Genomic DNA, 19,127 nt, shown 5'->3' with positions numbered 1-19,127 from the left:
GGGCCCAGGAGGCTTCTTCATGCGTGTCTTCGTCACCGGAGCGACGGGCCACATCGGCTCCGCCGTCGTTCCCGAGCTGCTCTCCGCCGGTCACCAGGTCGTCGGCCTGGCGCGTACCGACGACTCCGCCGCCGCGCTGAAGGCGCTCGGCGCCGAGGCCCGCCCCGGCGACCTCGACGACCTCGACGGCCTGCGCGAGGCCGCCGCCGACGCCGACGGCGTCATCCACCTCGCCTTCAAGCACGACGCGATGATGGCGGGAGACATCGCCACCGCCGTGGAGGCCGACCTGGCGGCCCTGCGGGCCTTCCGCGAGGCGCTCGCCGGCACCGGCAAGCCCTTCGTCGGCACCTCCGGGACGGCCCTGCTGGCCCACGCCTCGGCGGGCCCCGCCACCGAGGACGTCGTGCTGACCCCCGGCCCCGGCCTGGCCGCCCGCATCGGCGCCGAGAAGCTGGTCGCCGAGCTGGCCGAGAGCGCCATCCGGTCCTCGGTCGTGCGGCTCCCCCCGACCGTGCACAGCGAGCTCGACCGCGCCGGGTTCGTCCCGATGCTCATCGCCACCGCGCGGAACAAGGGCGTGTCCGGCTATCTCGGCGACGGCGCCAACCGCTGGCCCGCCGTCCACACCCTCGACGCCGCCCGCGTCTACCGCCTCGCCCTGGAGCGGGCGCCCGCCGGCTCACGGCTGCACGCCGTGGCCGACGAGGGCGTGCCGCTGCGGCACATCGCCGAGGCCATCGGCCGGCACCTGGACGTGCCCGTCGCCGCCATCCCGCAGGACCAGGCGGAGGCCCACTTCGGGTTCCTCGCGGCCGTCGTCCCGCTCGACAACCCGGCCCGCAGCGAGCACACCCGGCGGCTGCTCGGCTGGCAGCCGGCCCACCCGGGCCTGCTCGCCGACCTCGACCTCGGCCACTACTTCGCCTGAACGGCCGCCCTTTCGTCCGAACGGCGCTGTTTCGTCCGAACGGCCGCTGTTTCGTCCGAACAGCCGCTCTTTCGTCTGAACGGCGCTGTTTCGTCAGAACGGCCTTAACCGTTCATCTTCCCGACCAGCTCGCCGGTCACGGCGAGGAAGGCGTCGTTGGCCTCCGGCGAGCCGATCGACACGCGCACGCCCTCCTCCCCGAACGGCCGCACCGCCACCCCCTGCTCGGCGCAGGCCGCGGCGAAGGCGGGGGTGTGCGCGCCGAGGCGCAGCCAGACGAAGTTCGCCTCCGTGGGCGGGACCGTCCAGCCCTGCGCGATGAGCGCCTCACGCACCCGCGTGCGCTCCTTGACCACCCGCTCGACCCGGTCCAGCAGCTCGTCCTCGGCACGCAGCGAGGCGACGGCGGCGACCTGCGCGAGATGGTTCACCGCGAACGGGATGATCGTCTTGCGTACCGCCGTCGCCACCGGCTCGGGCGCGATCAGGTAGCCGACCCGCAGGCCCGCCAGCCCGTACGCCTTGGAGAAGGTGCGCAGGACGGCGACGTTCGGCCGGTCGCGGTAGAGGGTGAGGCCGTCGGGGACGTCCTCGTCACGCACGTACTCGCGGTACGCCTCGTCCAGCACCACCAGCACGTCCTCGGGCACCCGGGCGAGGAACGCCTCCAGCTCGGCCCGGCGGATGGCGGTGCCCGTCGGGTTGTTCGGGTTGCACACGAACACCATGCGGGTCCGGTCGGTGATCGCCTCGGCCATGGCGTTCAGGTCGTGGTCCTCGCCCGCCAGCGGCACCGTGACGGACGTGACCCCGGCCAGGTCCGCGAGCAGCGGGTACGCCTCGAACGACCGCCACGCGTACACGACCTCGGCGCCCGGCTCCCCCACCGTCTCGAACAGCTGCTGCGCGACCGTCACGGACCCGGCGCCGAGCGCGACGTGCTCGGCCGGCACGTCGAAGCGCTCCGCGATGGCCTCGGTCAGCTTGACGGAGGCGGGGTCGGGGTAGCGGTTGACCTGCCGCGCCCCCTCGGCGATGGCCTCGACCACGGAGGGCAGCGGGTCGTACGGGGATTCGTTGGAAGACAGCTTGTACGAGCGCCCGTCGGGCGCGGCGACCGCCTTGCCCGGCTTGTAGGCGGCCATGGTGTCCAGGATGCGGCGGAAACGAGGCATGGCATCACTTTAGATGAGGCATCAACCCGTGCCCGCGCGCTGCACCCGCTTCCGAAGTGCGTCCGCGACCAGCTTGGCGACCTTCTGCGAGCCCGCGTCGCCCGGCCGGCCGCGTTGCAGGCTGACGGTCACGGAGACGTTCGAGACCGTGAACGCGACCTTCGTCATGTAGGACGGCAGGCCCTCCAAGAGCCGGCCCGTGTGGCTGTACGCGTCCTCGCCGATGTCGGGGCGCTCGCGGAACTTGGTGCCCGGGTTGCGTTTCGGCTCGTCCCGCATGTACTTCACGGTCTGCTCGTGCATCGTGCCCGCCACCGACGTGCTGGGCGCGCGGTACGCCATCACGGTCAGCACCTGGAACGTGCCGCCGCGCCAGGAGCACGACGCGTCCGTCAGCCACTGGCGCTTCACGGTGTGCCCGAACAGGGAGCGGACCTGCGTGGTCGTCAGCAGCTCGCACGCCTCGAACTCGCCGATGAGCGGCGTGGACGGGGTGGCCGACGCCGTCGGGCGCGGCTTGAAGGTCGGGAACGTGGTGCTGGGGGGCGACAGGGCGTAGCCGATGAGGCGGATGACGTTCGGGAAGAGCTGCGGGATGACGACCACGCTCGCGGTCACGAGCAGGACCAGCGCGAGCGCGGCGCCCACGACGGCCTTGGTGCGGCGACGGCGGCGCGGGCCGCTGTCCTGCGTGAGCGGCTGCGGCCCGACAGGCGGATGGGCGGCGGATACGCCAGGCGGATGGGTGCTTTGGATGCTTTGGGCGCTTTGGAGGCCTTGAGCACCTTGGGTTCCTTGGGCGATGGGGGTCAGCCAGGCGGTCGCCTGCTCAGGGGAGCAGCGGCGGGCCGGGTCCTTCTCCAGGATGGCGGCCAGTGCCGGGCCGAGCGGCCCCGCCAGCCGGAACGGGGCGGGCTCCTGCATCAGCACGGCCGCCAGCACCGCCGCCTCGTTGTGCCGGGAGAACGGCGGGGCGCCCTCCACCGCCAGGTAGAGCGTGGCGCCGAGCGACCACAGGTCGGCAGGCGGGCCGTCCGGCTCGCCGCGCAGCCGTTCGGGGGCGATGTAGCCGGGCGAGCCGGACAGTAGCCCGGTCTGGGTGAGCGCGACGTCACCGGCGATGGTCGCGATGCCGAAGTCGGTCAGCAGCACCCGGCCGTCGTCGGTGAGCATGACGTTCGCGGGCTTGACGTCGCGGTGCAGGATGCCGGACGCGTGCGCCGCCGACAGCGCCTCGATCATCCGCAGGCCGATCCCGGCGACCCGGGCCGGCGGGAGGGGGCCGTCGTCGCGTACCACCCGATCCAGGGAGCGGCCGCGGACGAGCTCCATGACGATCCAGGGGCGGCCGTCGTCGAGCACCACGTCGTGCACGGTCACGATGGACGGGTGGTCGCGCAGCGCCGCCGCGGCCCGCGCCTCGCGCAGCGTGCGGTCGACCAGCTCGGAGCGGGCGCTCTCGTCGAGGTTCGGCGGGAGGCGGACCTCCTTGATCGCCACCTCCTGGCGGAGCAGCTCGTCCATCGCCCGCCAGACCGTGCCCATGCCGCCCTGCCCGAGCTGCGCGAGCAGCCGGTACCGGCCCGCGAGGGATGTCACCGCGCCGCTGCCGCCGTCGCGATCAACCGTCGTCTCCTTGTCGCCAGGGGTACGGGCCCAACAGATCTTAGAGGGCACAAGCTGCCATCGTCACCGATTCATCACCATTCGTCACCTAGCTGGCCCCGCCCACTGATCGCACCGTGAGGTCACCGGCCAAGCGTGACACCTGGCGCCGGGCCGGGAAGCCCCTGCCTCAGCCGGCCGTCCACGGCGAGGTGAGGAACGTCCTGGCGGACGTCACGAAGTCGGCGACGAGCGGGTCGCGGTCGCCCGTGCGGTGCACCACGACCACCCGGCAGGGCTCGATGCCCTCGACGGGGACGGTGGCGAGGTCGTCCCGCAGCGTGACGCGCCGGTCGCCGGCCGGGACGACCGCGAGGGCCCGGCCCTCGGCGACCAGCTCCAGCTTGTCCTCGAACGTGTCGACGACCAGGGCGAGCGGCGCCGGCTGGCCGTCCGGGCGCGGCTCCAGCCGCCAGAACCGCGCCCACATCGGGGCCACGCCCGCGCAGGCCACCAGGGGCTCGCCCGCGAAGTCGTCGCGGGTCAGCGACTCCTCGCCGGCCAGGCGGTGACCGGCGGGCACGAGCAGGACGCGGGGCTCGTCGTAGAGGACGGTCTCGGTCAGGCCATCACCCGGAATCGGCAGCGGGGTGCGGGCGACGAGCACGTCCACCTGGCCGTCGGGCAGGGCGCGGGCCTCGTCCCAGTCGAGGTGACGGGTGCGGACGTGGGCGTCCGGGTGTCGGCGGCGCAGGTCGCGCACGGCGGGGGTGATGACCAGGTCTTCGAGGTAGCCGACGGTGATCGTGCGCGGCGGCGCGGCGGCCCGCGCGCTCAGCGCCGCCCGGCGGGCGGCGTGCAGCAACGCCTGCGCCTGCGGCAGGAACGCCGCCCCCGCCGCGGTCAGGCGGCTGCCCTGGGTGGTGCGTTCGAGCAGGCGCACGCCCAGCATCTCCTCCAGGCGCTGGATCTGGCGGCTCAGCGACGGCTGGGCGAGATGGAGCGCGGCGGCGGCCCTGGCGAAGTTGAGATGCTCGGCGACGACCGTGAAGTACCGCACGAGCCGCAGGTCGAGATCGAAATGCACCTCCGGCTCGGCCTCTGTGCTTGCCCCTGGGCCTGGGCCTGGGCCGGCTCCGGGGTCGGTTCCGGCGCCGACCGGCGGTGACGATGCGGCGATTTCGGACACTTCCTCACTGTATTCCGTCATACGGATTCCGCATGTCGAGGTGCGAACCAGGTCTTGGACGCCCAGGTCAGAGCGGGTGTTCACTCGATCTCGTCCCGCCACTCCACCAGGACGGGACTCGACCAGCGACATTTGGGGGTGCCCGGATATGGGCGAGTACGAAGGCAAGAAGGTCGTCATCACGGGCGGCAGCAGCGGCTTCGGCCTGGCCACCGCGCGGCTGCTGGCGGCCGGCGGAGCACGCGTGCTGATCACCGGACGGAACCAGGACACCCTGGACGCCGCCCGCGAGCAGCTCGGCGGCGACGCCATCGCGGTACGCAGCGACGCGTCGTCCGCACCCGACATCGACGCGCTGGCCGACCGGGTCAAGGCCGAGTTCGGCAGCATCGACGCCCTGTTCGCCAACGCGGGCGTGAACGGGTTCGCGCCGTTCGAGTCGACGAGCGAGGAGCTGTTCGACCAGTTGATGGCCATCAACGCGAAGGGGCCGTACTTCACCGTGCAGAAGCTCGCTCCGCTGCTCGCCGAGGGCAGCGGCGTCGTCCTCACCACCTCCGTCGCGAACGTGCTCGGCCTGCCGATGCTCAGCGCGTACGCGGCGAGCAAGGCGGCACTGCGCTCCATGACCCGCGGCCTCGCCCGCGAGCTGCTGCCCCGCAGGATCCGCGTCAACGCGGTCAGCCCCGGCCCGATCGACTCCGGCATCCTGGAGAAGTCGATGCCCAAGGAGGCGGCCGAGCAGATGAAGGCGCAGATGGCCGCCGACAACCCGATGCTCCGCATGGGCACGCCCGAGGAGGTCGCCAGGGCGGTGGTGTTCCTCGCGTTCGAGGCCACGTACACGACGGGCGCCGAGCTCACCGTGGACGGCGGCGGCTCCCAGCTCTGACGGTGCGGCGAGAATCGCCATGCGCGCGTTCATCGCCGGCGCGTCGAGTTCATCGCCGACGCGTGTTCGTCACCGGCGCGCGCGTTCGTCACCGGCGCCGCTTCGGGCCCTGAACCTGAGCAACGGCGCCGACCTGCAAATACGTGCCGTGCCGAGATCGCATGACATATGGTGCCCACGCGACCGTCCGCTTACTTTCAGTTTATGAGCCGATACACGCAGTACGCATGGGGAAGGGTGGCGGTGGCGCTCACCGCCCCGCTCGCCACCATCCTCCTCGCCGCACCGGCCGCACAGGCAGCCTCCGGCACCTACACCTGGATCACCCCAGCCGGGCAGCCGTTCCAGGTGGTGGAGCCGCCCAGCGACACCTGCCTGGAGCTGAGCGGCGGCGCGATCCGCTTCTCCAACGACACCACCGACACCGCGTTCCTGTACGGCACCCCTGACTGCTCCGGCGGCTGGGCCCTGGTCGGCGTCGGAGCCACCTGGGACGCACCCACCGGCGTACAGGCGTTCGCCGTCCGGCTCGGCTCGACGCAGTAGCCCCGCATGTGAGGCCCCATGAGGCCCTTCGCTCGAACGAGCGGAGGGCCTTACTCATGGGAGTGGCCAGGGGCCGGGGGACGAGGTCGCAGGCCCGCCCGAGGCGGCGGGGGCGGCGATGGGGTCCTGATCAGCGGTCGGGAGCGTGTCAGCGGTCGTGTCAGCCCTGCGACGGCCCCGTATCAGAGCAGCCCGCGATGGTAAGCGCCATGAACGGTGCAGCGATCACGGCCGGTGGGCCGCAGAGGACGAGTAACGAGAGCAACGACGTGCGCACCCGGGTCACGGGGGCCCGCCCCACGAGGACCTTGCGGCGAGCGGGAGTCGCGGCACTGGCAGCCGCGCTCCTGGCCGGCGCCGCCACCCCCGCAATGGCCGCCACCACCCCAGTCGACAGCCGCACATCCGCCGGCAGCCGCACGACCGCAGACGGCAACACCCCGGTGTCGCAGAATGCTGCAGCAGCCGCCGCCACCTCCGAACAGAACCGCCCGGAGCTTCAGCAGGCCATCCAGGCATTCGTCGACGCCGGTTTCCTCGGGATCCAGGCCCGCGTACGGTACGAGAACGGCGAATGGGTAGGCACCGCCGGATCGAGCGAGCTGGGCCAGCCGGCCAAGCCACCGGCGAACGGCCGGTTCTGGGTCGGCAGCGTCACCAAGACCTTCACCGCGACGGTGATGCTGCAACTGGTGTCCGAGGGCAAGCTGGGGCTGGACGATCCAGTCGCCACCCATTTGCCCGAGTTCGGCCTGGACGAGCGGATCACCGTACGGATGCTCCTGCAACACACCAGCGGCCTGTTCAACTACACCGGCGACTTCGACCCCGACGGCGCGTGGGTCCTGGGCATCCCCGCCACGGGCGACGACTGGCTGGCCAACCGCTTCCACGCCTACCAGCCCGAAGAGCTGGTACGGGTGGCGCTGTCCAAGCCGCCCCGCTTCGAGCCCGGCACGGACCAGAACTACACCAACACCAACTACACGCTGGCCCGCCTGGTGATCGAGCAGGTGACCGGCCGCCCCTTCGCCGACGAGCTGCATCGCCGCGTCCTACGCCCCCTCGGCCTGAAGAACACGGTGGTGCCGGGCAACCGCACACAACTCCCGGGCCCGCACGCCCACGGCTACTACCGCTACCAGGACGCGACCGGCAAGTGGAAGGTGGTGGACGTCTCCCGCCAGAACATGTCCCTGCTGGCCGGCGCCGGCGACATGATCTCCACGACCAAGGACCTCCAGACGTTCTTCTCCGCCCTCAACAGCGGCCGGCTCCTGCCCGCCCCGCTGCTCGCTCAGATGCGCACCCCGCACCCGAAGCAGAGCTACGGCTTCGGCCTGTTCGTCCAGGACCTCGGCCCCGGCTGCGGCACCGTCTACCAGCACAACGGCAGCCCGCCGCACGCTTACGGGGCGCTGATGTACAGCTCCCCCGACGGCCGCAAGACCCTCACCGCCTCCCTCAATTACGTGGACGACGCCACGAGGTCCCCGGCCGCGAAGTTCCCGCAGGCCCTCGACACACTGATCAAGACGGTGTTCTGCGACGGCCAAGCAGCGGGCTGACGATGCGCGGGCGCACCTGAGCACCTGCGACCTCCCATGGAGGAGGGGCATCGAACCGCCTCATCTTCCGGCGCTCGGCCGGCACACGGGCCCCCTCAGCTTGTGCCGTTGGGAACGCCTGCGACCGTCCCAAGGGGTGGGCCCGTTCGCGGCCGGGGCCGGTGAAAGAATCGTTGTAGTTGATCCGGCACGGCCGCGAACCCCGACGACCTCAGCAGCAAAGGACGTCCCGCCCATGGCCCCGTGCCGTTTCTACGCATCGCGGCTCACCTGCTCCTTGGCTTGATCGAATGGCATGACTCGCCTGATGGCCATGGTCAAGGGCACGCAGCCAGTTCTCATGCCAACTGACGAGTCGGGATGGGTGCCTCGACTCGGGCCGTCCTTGCGCCTGCCTGTCCGGTGAACTTGGGGCGACAGCTCTGCAGGAAGGGCGGCTGAGCGGAGCGAAGGCGATTGTGCGCGAAGCGCCCGCAGGGGAGGGAGTCCGAGCGGGAGCGAGGTCCTTTGAGGGCGGGTGGGTGGGAGGGGAGCTGGTGTCCGGTCGTTACTCCTTGAGGCTGCGGAGCATCGGGGGGTGGAGGAGTTCGGCGGGGCCGCGGCGGTAGAGCTTGGCGGGGCGGCCGCCGTCGCGGGTGGTGGTGCCGCCGGTTTCCAGGAGGAAGCCTTCTGCCTTGGTGACCTTGCGGTGGAAGTTCCGAGGATCGAGCGGGCGGCCCCAGACGATTTCGTACACTCTGCGGAGGTCTGCGACGGTGAACTCCGGGGGGCAGAAGGCGGCGCCCAGGGAGGTGTACTCCAGTTTGGCTCTTGCGCGTTCGATGCCGTCCAGCATGATGCGGCGGTGGTCGAACGCCATGACGGTGAGTGAGTCGATCGGCTGCCAGCTCATGTGGGCCTTTTCCGAGGCCGGGAGGTCGGGGGCCAGGCCGAGGTAGGCGACGCTGAGGACGCGCTGGCGGGGGTCGCGGTCGGGGTAGCCGTACGTCTGGAGCTGCTCCAGGTGGACGGGGGCGCCCGGGAGACCGGCCCGTTCGGCGAGGAGGCGGTGCGCGGCGGCCGGGAGGTCTTCGTCGAGCTGGATGAAGCCGCCCGGGAGCGACCAGCGGCGCAGGAACGGCGGGTTGTCGCGGCGCCACACGAGGGCGCACAACGCCTGGTTGCGCACGGTGAGCACGACCAGGTCGACACTGACCGGGATGCTCGGGACCATGGCAGGCACGTTACACGCAGGAGTACCAGCCAGCGAACCGGCCAACCGGACGAGGGCCGCCTGTCTCCGCTCGCTGTCCCTTGTCCCTCGCAGCCGCCCTCTGTGCTGGGCGCGCCCGCCGTGCCTCCTCAAGGGATGCGGCTCGGCGGCGACGTCAGCGGCCTTCCGCGCCGAGCCGCACAACGCCGCTGCCCGCCTCAGCCGCCTGACGAGGCTCATGGCGCGGCGGGGAGGGCGGCATGGCGTGACCCGCCAGGCGGCCACGAAGCCACGGCTGGGCATGGCGTGTTACGGAAGGGATGGCATGGCCTGGCGTAGCGGGCACCGGCAGGAAGGCGGCACAGCTCGGCACGAAAGGCGGCTGGCGTCAGCGGTGGGGCATGATCTAACGCGGGCGGCGGCTGACGCAGGCGGCGGCTGACGCGACGGGGGCGATGCGGGAGGCGGCTGGGGGATGCGGCTCGGCGGCGACGTCAGCGGCCTGCCGTGCCGTGTCGAGCCGCACGCCGCTGCCCGCGTCAACCGCCTTCCGTCCTGCGCCACGCCCCGCCGCGAGTGGTGTCAGCCGCCCTCTGTGCCGGCGGCCTGGGTGGGGATGCGTACGTGGAGGGGCTCCGTGGCGGCCTGGCCCGTTGACGTTTTGACGCCGATTCGGACCCATTCCCCGCCGGGTACCTGGGTCCAGTCGAAGGGGACCCAGGCCGTGGCCATTCCTACCGGTAGTTCTTCCTCGATGGGGTCCTCGTCCAGCCAGCCCACCGAAGACACGACCATCTCCTTGGTGCCCCCGGACCACGTGATGGTGATGGTGCTGTTCTTGAGGTTGTAGCCGCGGACCTCCACCCCGTCCTGGATGTCGCGGGGGCGGCGGATGGCGTCTACGGCGATGGGGCGCTGCCAATCCCGGGCAATCTCCGTTTCGAGGGACGGATCGCCACATGTCATGAAATCGCTCCACATATAGGAGACGATCTTCTGCACATAACGCCCCGCCATCGTCACCGCCTGGTCCAGGCGTTTCTTGTCGGTCTTGCCGCGGGTGCCCGACGGGGCGCAGGGGCGGTCTCCCGATGGTTCGAAGGCCTCCACGTTCGCCCACAGCTCCACGTGGTAGCCCTCGTCGATCAGCTCCTCGCGGGCCGCCGCCATCTCGCGGTAGTAGTCGCGGGTCGAGCCGTGGTAGGCGGTGTCGTACGTCGACTCCCCCACCATGGGGCGCAGCCGTTCGTCCACCTCCTGGTCGCGCTCGTCGGGCCAGAACAGCCCGACCTTGCCCGTCCCCCGGCTGTCCTGTGGCGCGATGATGCCGACCCCGGTCTTCACCAGAGCCTTGAACCCCTCGGCCACCTGCTTGGGCGTCTGCCCGAACGGGACGCGTTTGCGGGCGTCGAGGTAGGGGCTGATGAGGATGGGCTTGCGGAGCTCCTGCTCGACGATGGTGTGCTGGTCGGCGTACACCTCAAGGGTGGGGTTCGTGGCGAGGGTGGCCGACATCTGCACCTCGAACGGCTGGTAGACGCCGCCGAGCGAGTCGCGGCCCTCGAAGCGGGCGCCGTAGTCCTGGAGGATGCGGCGGGTGAGGGTGGTGAGCGTGCCGAGGTGGCGCTTCTCGGCCCTGATCTTGTTCTTGGAGTCGCGGGGGGCGAGCGGCAGCGCGGGGAAGACGCGCATGCCGAACTGGTCGGCCAGGTCGAGGAGCTGGGTGAGGCTGTCCTCGCCCTTGTTGGAGCCGGCCACGAGGATCATGTCGTACGAGCGGGCCTTGCTCTCGAAGTCGCAGGTGGCGTCGTCGGAGCCGTCGGGCTGGGTGAGGAGCCGGTAGTAGGTGCGCTTGCCGGCCTGGACGGCGTGCTCCATGCCGGGGCAGCGGAACAGGTCCTGGCCGAACAGCTCGTCGGTGCGGTAGACGTAGACGCGGCCGACGCGGTTCTCGGGGTTGGCCTTCTGCAGGTCGCTCAGGGCGGCGTCGTGGCAGCTCAGGCCGTCTTCCTCGCACGGCTTGTAGAGCGGGTCGACCTCGCCTTCCTTGAGGATCTGGCCGGCGTCGTTCACCGTGCGGAACTGCAGGCCGTAGCCGATCCTGATGATGGTGTCGCCGCCGACGCCGTGGATCTCCTGGAGCTGCTTGCGCCAGGTGCAGGGGTTCGACTGGGGGGTGATCCAGTAGCCGGTGACGGCGTACGGGGCCTTCTTGTCGGTGTCGAACGTTCCACAGTCGTCGGTGAACTCGCTCACCTTCGGCGTGGGCTCGGTCTTGGTCGGCTTGGGCGCGGCGGACGTGGACGCGACGGGGGCCGGGTCGCCGGACGGCAGCACGATGATCACGGCGGCGACCACGGCCAGGATGGCTGCGCCCGCGACCAGGAAGAGCCAGCGCACGTTCAGGAACCTACCCCGCCCTCGGAAGTTACGGCTTGACCCCGGCCCAGGCTTCGAGCTGTGCGACGAACCGCTTGGCGGAGTTGGGCCAGTGGTGGTTGGCGCGGGCCGCCGCGTAGCCCCGCGCGCCCTGCGCCCGCCGCTCCCGTACGTCGTCGCGCAGCGTCAGTACGGCCTGCGCGACCGCCTTCGGGTCCTCCCACGGCACCACGACGCCGCTGTCGTAGCGCTCGACCAGCTCGACCGCGCGCGGCGACGGGGTGGTGATGACGGGGATGCCGTGCGCCATGTATTCGACGATCTTGGTGGGCATGGAGTGCCGGTAGTTCGGCTCATCGTGCAGCAGCGACAGGCCGGCCAGTGCCCCGTCGAGCCGCTTGAGCGCCTCGTCGTTGGGCATGAAGTCGCGCCACTCCAGCAGGCCCTCGGTGACGGCCTGGTTGAGCATGGGGCGGCTCTGCGGGTCGGCGTACCCGATCAGCTCGACCGCCACCCGGTACGGCTGCAGCAGCTTGGCCACCTCGACCGCCTCGACCACGCCGCGCGCCTTGGACAGCCAGCCGAGGTAGACGATCCGGTCGTCGCCGGGCGGGGTGACGGAGTCGGGCACCCACGTCTCGTTGGGCACGATGAGGTGGGCGTGCTTGAACCGGCCCGCGTACGCCGTCTCGGCCAGCAGCAGGTGCATGTGGCGCTCGGCGGTGCCTTCGAGCATGCGGGCCAGGAAGCGCACCGGCGGCCGCAGCGGCGCCGGCAGCCAGGGCTTGAGCGAGAGGGTGGCGGGGGTGTCCTCGTGGACGTCCCACACCACGGGCGGCCTGTTGCGGATGCCCCACACCGCGAACAGCAGCTCGGGGTCGTGGATGAGGACGAGGTCGACCTTGTCGCGCATGCGCTTGAACAGCCTGCGCGCGGCCCAGACCGCGGCCACCCGCTTGCGCTGGGCGGCCCGGGGGAGGTCGACTCCGTTGACCCACGGCCTGGGGACGACGCCGTGCGCCGTGAACGACGCGGCGTACGTGACCTCATGACCGGCATCCACAAGGGCACGGATCTGCCGATGCAGAATTCTCGCGTCCTCGGGGTTATGCACCACCGTCATGACGAGCACGTGCACTGCGCGCAGCCCTCCGTCGCTACAGCCGCTCGACGCGTTCACCCTCGGCGAGCACGCCGCGGGTGTCCAGCACGAGCTTGGCCTTCGCCTCGACCATGTCGAGGTCGAACGCGGCGTGCTGCTGCAGCAGCAGCGTCACGTCCGCGTTGATCACGGCCTCGGCCAGATCCTCCTCACGCGGCACCGGGGTGCCGTCCACCGCCCACTCCTTGACGTACGGGTCCGCGAACGAGAGCTCCGCGCCCAGCTCCAGCAGCGCTCGCGCCACGGGCAGGGCCGGGGTCTCGCGCTCGTCGGCGATATCCGGTTTGTAGGTGACGCCGAGCATAACGACTCTGGCGCCGTTCACGGGCTTCTTATGCCTGTTGAGCAACCGCTGTACGCGGGCGACCACGTACGAGGGCATCCGCTCGTTGATTTCCTGTGCCAGCTCGACGAACCGGAACGGGTAGCCGAGCTTGCGCACGGTGTACGAGAGGTACGAAGGGTCGACGGGGATGCAGTGCCCGCCGACGCCGGGCCCGGGCAGGAACTTGTGGAAGCCGAACGGCTTGGTGGCCGCCGCCTCGATGGCCTCCCACAGGTCGATGCCGAGCTCGTCGCAGAAGATCGCCATCTCGTTGACGAGGGCGATGTTGACGTGCCGGTAGGTGTTCTCCAGCAGCTTGGCCATCTCGGCCTCGCGGGTGCCGCTGACGGGCACCACCTGCTCGATGAAGCGCCCGTAGAACGCGGTGGCGCGGTCGCGGCAGGTCATCGTGTAGCCGCCGACGACCTTGGGCGTGTTGCGCAGGCCGAACTTGGGGTTGCCCGGGTCGATGCGCTCGGGCGAGAAGGCGAGGTGGAAGTCCTCGCCCGCCTTCAGCCCGGAGGTCTCCAGCAGGGGCCGGGCCAGCTCGTCGGTGGTGCCGGGCCACGTGGTGGACTCCAGCACGACGAGGGTGCCCTTGCTGAGGTTGCGGGCGACGGCCTTGGTGGCGCCTTCGACGGCGGACAGGTCGGGCCGGTGGTCGTCATCGAGCGGGGTGGGCACGCAGATGACGATCGTGTTGCTCCTGGCCAGCACGGACTCGTCGAGCGTGGCGCTGAAGCCGTTGGCCAGCATGTGCTCGAGGTCGGCGTCGGAAAGGTCATCGATGTAGGACTGCCCGGCGTTGAGCGCGTCGACCTTGGCGGGGTCCACGTCAAGGCCGACGACCCGCAGGCCGGCGCCCACAGCCTCCTTGGCGAGAGGCATGCCGACGTAGCCCAGGCCGATGACAGTCAAGTCGATTTCTGTCACAGCTGTGCCTTTGGGAGCCGGAAACAACACTTCATGGTCGCAAAGGTTATCTCAAGTCCACCTAGCTCACGCCTAATGCGACCGAACCCGTCAGAACTGGGAGGAAGATTCATGGTCATCATTCGGCAAGCGAACGGTATAGGGCTTGATAAGTCTCGGCAACGCGGCTCCATGTCCGCTTCGCCGCCACTTCCGCGCGGCCCGCCTCGCCCATCTCGGCGCGCTTGGCCGGGTCGTCGCGCAGACCCGCGATGGCCTTGGCCAGCTCGGCGGGATCGCCCGCCGGCACGAGCATGCCGGCCCCGTCGGAGCCGACCAGCTCGGACAGCGCGGGCAGATCGCTGAGCACGACGGGCTTGCCGAGCGCCATCGCCTCGACGGGTTTCAATGGCGTAACAAGTCGGCATACCCGCAGGTCCTCCCGCGGGCAGGCGAAGATGTCGATGGCGTCCTGGGCCTGCAGCGCCTCGTCGGGGCCGACCCGGCCGGGCAGGATCGCCGTGCTCAGGCCCAGCTCCTCGACCAGCTCCAGCAGGTTGGGGCGCTCGGTGCCGTCGCCGACGATCAGCACGCGCACGGGGGCGCGCTGGTCGCGCAGCAGCGCCGCGGCCCGCAGCAGGGTGGCGAAGCCCTCGTAGGCCACGATGCTGGACACCGAGCCGACCACGATCTCGTCGTCGCCGATGCCGTACGCGCGCCGGAACGAGGCCCCGTCGTAGTGGGCCGTCAGCAGCGAGTCGTCGACCGCGTTGGGCGCCAGGTGGATCTTCTCCCTGGGCACGCCGCGCTCGACGATCTCGGCGGCCATCGTCTCGGCCAGCGTGACGACCGCGTCGGCCTCGCGCATCAGGAACGCCTCGCGCTCGCGCTGGAGCACGTGCCGCTGGCTGCCGATGCGCTTGGGGTCGCGGGAGGCCCAGGTCTCCTCGAGGAAGCCGCGCACCTCGTACACGAACGGGGTGCCGGTGCGGTCGCGCACGGCGTGCGCGATCGAGCCGTTGCGGTGGTCGGTGGCGGCGTGCAGGACCTGCGGCCGCAGCTCGGCGGTGAGCTTGGTGACCCGGTCGGCGCCCCTGATGATGCGGCCCTGCGTCTCGAACGGCATCTCGCGGTGCGGCTCGGGCAGCAGCCGGTGGTAGGGGATGCCGTCGATCTCGTCGTACGGCGCCGCGTCGGCGTGCCCCTGCAGCATCGGCCAGCCCCAGCTCGTGACCACGTGCGGGTCGATCCCGGCGGCCTTCTGGGAGGTGACGATGCGGTGGGTGCGCACGGTGTAGCCGGCCTGCGTGTACGGCAGGGCGTTGGTGACCACGTGCAGGACCCGGTTGGGGACCCGGCTCAGGATGGCCACCTTGGGGCCGGGCGGGATCGGGTCGGGGCTGATCGCGGCCAGCTCGCCCCGGTAGTAGGCGGCCCTGCGCTTGACGAAGGGGTACTTGGTGTGGGCCTCGAGCACGGCGGCCGCCTCGCTGACCCGGCCGGCGTCCCAATGTTCCTTGGCCTCGTTCCACGGCCCCTTGACCACGCGCATGCCGAACTTGCGCACGGCGCGCCGCGCGCGGCGGGCGGCCGGCCAGGCGACGCTGCCGACGATGGGCCGCAGCTTGGGCGGGAGCGTGTCGGCGGCGGCCTGGGCCACGCGCACAGGGTCGGATCTGACCTTCGTCAGCACCACGCGGGAGACGATGATCGGGTGCTGGACGAGTCCCTTGAGAAGCCCACCGACGCCGGCACGGGCGGACTTCGCGGAAACCCTGTCTGATGAACGGGAGGAGTCTTGACGACTGGCGTCGGATGCCACGCAGGGACCGTACCATAGGCAGCGTTTTTTCCCTTCCGCTATGAAAGGCGAGGTCAATGAGGGAGAACCCCCTGGTCCTGCACGTTTTGGGTGCTCGTCCCAATTTCGTGAAAGCGGCCCCGGTGGTGCGGGCACTCGGCGAGCTCGGCGTGCGGCAGGGCATCATCCACACTGGTCAGCACTATGACGCGCTGATGTCCGACGTCTTCTTCGCCGACCTCGGCCTGCCCGAGCCGGTGGCGAACCTGGGGGTCGGCTCCGGCAGCCACGCCAAGCAGACCGCGGCGCTGCTCGTGGGTCTGGAGGAGGTCGTCCAGGAGCAGGACCCCGACCTCGTCGTGGTCTACGGCGACGTCAACTCGACGCTGGCCGCGATCCTGGTCTGCGCCAAGCTGGGCGTGCCGACGGCGCACGTGGAGGCGGGGCTGCGCTCGTTCGACCGGGGCATGCCCGAGGAGGTCAACCGGGTCGTCACGGACGCGCTGGCCGACCTGCTGTTCGCCACCTCGCCGGAGGCGCTGGCGTTCCTGGCGAACGAGGGGGTGCCCGCGTCGAAGGTGCACCTGGTGGGCAACCCGATGATCGACAGCCTGTTCTCGGCGCTGCCGAAGCTGGACCCGGCGCCGGTGGTGGCGCGGCTCGGCCTGCCGGCGCGGTACGCGGTCGCCACCCTGCACCGCCCCGCGAACGTGGACACCCCCGAGGCCGCCAAGGAGCTGGTGGACGCGGTGCTGGAGGTCTCGCGGCAGGTCCCGATCGTGGTGCCGATCCACCCGCGCGGCAAGGCCAGGCTGGCCGAGGCCGGTCTCGTGGACGGCGAGACGATCAAGGTGGTCGACCCGCTGGGCTATGTGGACTTCCTCTCACTCGTCCGCGGTGCCGCGCTCGTCGTCACGGACTCCGGCGGCGTCCAGGAGGAGACGACCATGCTGGGCGTCCCCTGCCTGACGGTCCGGCCCAACACCGAGCGCCCGATCACGATCACCCACGGCACGAACCGCCTGGTCACGCCCGCCCTGCTGCCGGCCGCCGCGGAGAAGGCCCTGGCCGACGGCGCCGCCACCCCGGCCGGCGAGCTGCCGGTGCTGTGGGACGGCAAGTCGGGCCCGCGCATCGCCACGGTGATCGCCGCCTGGCTCAAGGGGGACAACCTGGCGCCCGCCTCTCAGGGCAAACGCCCCGAATAACGGCGATATCCGCCGTACTATGACTTACCTCTGCTGAGCGATTGGCGTACCACCATGGCCGAAACCCCTGAACAGCCCACCTTCCAGCGTCTCGGCCCCGTCAACTGGCTGCCCGAGGAGCGCAAGCTCGTCGAGCGGTACGAGGCGGAGGTCAGGGAGCTGCGGCGACGGCTGGAGATCGCCGAGGCCAAGGCCGCGTACGCCAACTGGAAGCTGGAGGCCACGCAGGCCAAGCGCACGTACAAGCTGGGCGAGGCCCTGGGCTCGAAGAGCCCGGGGAAGATCGTCGAGGCCGTCCGGTCGAAGGACAAGGCGCCCAAGGCGCCCATCCCCGTGAGCCTGGCGATCGCGGCGGCGGAGAACCGGCCGCCGCAGGTCGAGGTGCCGACGGTGAAGTGGCCGAACGGCCCGGTGAACCGCCCGGACCTGAAGGTCGCGGTGATCCTCGACGACTTCTCCAGGATGGCCTTCCGCTACGAGTGGGACCAGATCGAGTTCGGCCTCAAGGACTGGCCGGAGATCTTCGCGGAGAAGCGGCCCGACCTGCTGTTCTGCGAGTCGGCCTGGCACGGCAACCAGGGGCGCTGGCGCTACCAGATGACCGGCACGAACGCCCCCAAGGAGCCGCTGCGCGACCTGGTGGCGTGGTGCCGGCGCGAGGGCATCCCCACGGTCTTCTGGAACAAGGAGGACCCGCCGAACTTCGACTTCTTCATCGACACGGCCAAGCTGTTCGACTACGTGTTCACCTGCGACGGTGACATGCTGCCGAAATATCGGGAAATTTTGGGACACGACCGGGTGGACGTGCTGCAGTTCGCCGCCCAGCCCCGCGTCCACAACCCGATCCAGCAGAACAAGGGCCGCCTGCACGACGTCGTCTTCGCCGGGATGTACTTCCGCGACAAGCACCCCGAGCGGCGCGAGCAGATGGAGACCGTGCTCGACCCCGTCAGGGAGCTGGGGCTGCACATCTTCGCCCGCAACGGCGAGGTCGACGAGAAGTACGCCTGGCCCGAGAAGTACCGGCCGCACATCGTCGGCGAGCTGCCCTACGACCAGATGCTCGCCGCGTACCGGATGTACAAGGTCTTCCTCAACGTCAACTCGGTGCTCGACTCGCCCACCATGTGCGCGCGGCGCGTCTTCGAGCTGTCCGCCTGCGCGACGCCGGTGGTGTCGGGGTGGTCGCGGGCCATCGAGGAGACGTTCGGCGACCTGATCCCGATCGCGCGCGAGCCGGTCGAGTCGTACAACCAGGTGCTGCACCTGATCAACAGCCCCGAGCTGCGCGCCAGGATGGGGCACCTCGCGATGCGCGAGGTGTTCGACAAGCACCTGTTCTCGCACCGCGTGGACCAGATCCTCCAGGACCTCGGCCACCACGTGACGCCCCGGTCGCGCTCCATCACCGTCGTGCTGCCCACCAACCGCGCCTCCCAGATCGAGCACGCGATCTCCTCGGTGGCCAAGCAGATCCACCGGCCGCTGCAGCTCGTCATGGTGCTGCACGGGCTCGACATCGACCCCGTCGTGGTCGCGGACAAGGCCCGCATGGCCGGCATCACGGACGTCACCGTCCTGCCCGCCGACGCCTCGCTGTCGCTCGGCGCCTGCATGAACCTCGGCATCGCCGCCGCCGAGGGCGAGCTGATCGCCAAGATGGACGACGACAACCTGTACGGCGAGCACTACCTGTCGGACCTGGCCCGCTCCTTCGACTTCTCCGATGCGGAGATGACCGGCAAGGGCGCGCACTACGCCTACTTCGAGGGCACGAACACGACGATGTTCCGGCTGCCCGGCCTCGAACACCGCTACTCGTGGCTGGTCCAGGGCGGCACGTTCCTCGCCAAGGCCGACCTGTTCCGCGCGTACCCGTTCGCCGACATCACGCGGGGCGAGGACACGCACCTCGTGCGGCGGCTCAAGGAGGACGGCGTCAAGATCTACTCGGCGGACCGGTTCAACTTCGTCTACTGGCGCAGCGCCGACACCTCGATGCACACCTGGCAGGCCGACCACATCAAGCTGACCAGGAACGCCCAGTTCTCCTTCGTCGGCCGCCCCGACGACCACGTGCTCATCTAGGACGACCGGCGCGGGACCCGCGCCCCCTGAAGGACGCGAGCCGTCGCGCCCGGGACGCGACGGTGGTCGCGGCTATAGTGTCGTGTGACCAAAGGGACACATGGGGTTATAGGCGGACATGCGTACGAGCCTGGTCATCGAACGGCTTGAC

The 19,127-nt window shown here is 70.6% G+C and carries 14 protein-coding genes; 6 read left to right on the top strand and 8 right to left on the bottom strand.

The annotated features are described in order from the left end of the window. Window positions 1-19 precede the first annotated feature (19 nt). A complete protein-coding gene (locus tag KIS93_RS33920) occupies window positions 20-931 on the top strand; it encodes an SDR family oxidoreductase (protein ID WP_080043822.1) in 912 nt (303 codons plus the stop codon). A gap of 104 nt (window positions 932-1,035) precedes the next feature. Here the strand turns inward: KIS93_RS33920 and hisC are convergent, their stop codons facing one another. The 3 genes from hisC to KIS93_RS33905 form a co-directional block, all read right to left on the bottom strand. Beyond that, window positions 1,036-2,106: a histidinol-phosphate transaminase gene (hisC, locus tag KIS93_RS33915; protein WP_186404559.1), complete on the bottom strand. Its 1,071-nt coding sequence runs from the start codon at window positions 2,104-2,106 to the stop codon at window positions 1,036-1,038. 21 nt (window positions 2,107-2,127) lie between these two features. Next, the gene (locus KIS93_RS33910; RefSeq protein ID WP_080043823.1) at window positions 2,128-3,705 is read right to left on the bottom strand and encodes a serine/threonine-protein kinase; all 1,578 of its coding nucleotides are present in this window, start codon (window positions 3,703-3,705) and stop codon (window positions 2,128-2,130) included. A gap of 196 nt (window positions 3,706-3,901) precedes the next feature. Next, complete coding sequence (locus KIS93_RS33905; RefSeq protein ID WP_222107685.1) at window positions 3,902-4,798, bottom strand: LysR family transcriptional regulator; 897 nt, start codon at window positions 4,796-4,798, stop codon at window positions 3,902-3,904. 250 nt (window positions 4,799-5,048) lie between these two features. Between KIS93_RS33905 and KIS93_RS33900 the strand changes: the two genes are divergently transcribed. From KIS93_RS33900 to KIS93_RS33890, 3 genes are all read left to right on the top strand, one after another. Further along, window positions 5,049-5,792 (top strand): glucose 1-dehydrogenase, encoded by a 744-nt coding sequence (locus tag KIS93_RS33900; RefSeq protein WP_080043825.1) that lies wholly within the window; start codon window positions 5,049-5,051, stop codon window positions 5,790-5,792. A 204-nt stretch (window positions 5,793-5,996) separates the two neighbouring features. Continuing rightward, complete coding sequence (locus KIS93_RS33895) at window positions 5,997-6,338, top strand: hypothetical protein (RefSeq protein WP_155128751.1); 342 nt, start codon at window positions 5,997-5,999, stop codon at window positions 6,336-6,338. A gap of 209 nt (window positions 6,339-6,547) precedes the next feature. Continuing rightward, entirely contained in the window at window positions 6,548-7,906 is a 1,359-nt protein-coding gene (locus KIS93_RS33890) for a serine hydrolase domain-containing protein (RefSeq protein ID WP_080043827.1), read from the top strand. A gap of 547 nt (window positions 7,907-8,453) precedes the next feature. Here KIS93_RS33890 and KIS93_RS33885 read toward each other — a convergent pair. From KIS93_RS33885 to KIS93_RS33865, 5 genes are all read right to left on the bottom strand, one after another. Beyond that, on the bottom strand, window positions 8,454-9,119 hold the full coding sequence (locus KIS93_RS33885; protein WP_080043828.1) for an NUDIX hydrolase: 666 nt from the start codon (window positions 9,117-9,119) through the stop codon (window positions 8,454-8,456). A 561-nt stretch (window positions 9,120-9,680) separates the two neighbouring features. Beyond that, entirely contained in the window at window positions 9,681-11,498 is a 1,818-nt protein-coding gene (locus KIS93_RS33880; RefSeq protein WP_080043829.1) for a DUF4434 domain-containing protein, read from the bottom strand. 28 nt (window positions 11,499-11,526) lie between these two features. After that, on the bottom strand, window positions 11,527-12,615 hold the full coding sequence (locus KIS93_RS33875) for a glycosyltransferase (protein ID WP_080043830.1): 1,089 nt from the start codon (window positions 12,613-12,615) through the stop codon (window positions 11,527-11,529). Window positions 12,616-12,634: 19 nt separating this feature from the next. Continuing rightward, the gene (locus tag KIS93_RS33870) at window positions 12,635-13,882 is read right to left on the bottom strand and encodes a nucleotide sugar dehydrogenase (protein WP_268966906.1); all 1,248 of its coding nucleotides are present in this window, start codon (window positions 13,880-13,882) and stop codon (window positions 12,635-12,637) included. A 133-nt stretch (window positions 13,883-14,015) separates the two neighbouring features. Next, window positions 14,016-15,572, bottom strand: coding sequence for a glycosyltransferase family 4 protein (locus KIS93_RS33865; protein WP_230465675.1), 1,557 nt, complete (start codon window positions 15,570-15,572; stop codon window positions 14,016-14,018). Between the two features lie 182 nt (window positions 15,573-15,754). Here KIS93_RS33865 and wecB point away from each other — a divergent pair, with 182 nt between their 5' ends. Further along, the gene (gene wecB / locus KIS93_RS33860; RefSeq protein ID WP_080043833.1) at window positions 15,755-16,885 is read left to right on the top strand and encodes a non-hydrolyzing UDP-N-acetylglucosamine 2-epimerase; all 1,131 of its coding nucleotides are present in this window, start codon (window positions 15,755-15,757) and stop codon (window positions 16,883-16,885) included. 54 nt (window positions 16,886-16,939) lie between these two features. Beyond that, a complete protein-coding gene (locus tag KIS93_RS33855; RefSeq protein WP_080043834.1) occupies window positions 16,940-18,976 on the top strand; it encodes a glycosyltransferase family protein in 2,037 nt (678 codons plus the stop codon). Window positions 18,977-19,127 lie beyond the last annotated feature (151 nt).

Origin of the sequence: [Actinomadura] parvosata subsp. kistnae (assembly GCF_900323885.1) — a bacterium.
GTDB lineage: Bacteria > Actinomycetota > Actinomycetes > Streptosporangiales > Streptosporangiaceae > Nonomuraea > Nonomuraea composti.
Note: the sequence above shows the minus strand (reverse complement) of the source record. Positions and strands in the feature narration are given on the sequence as shown.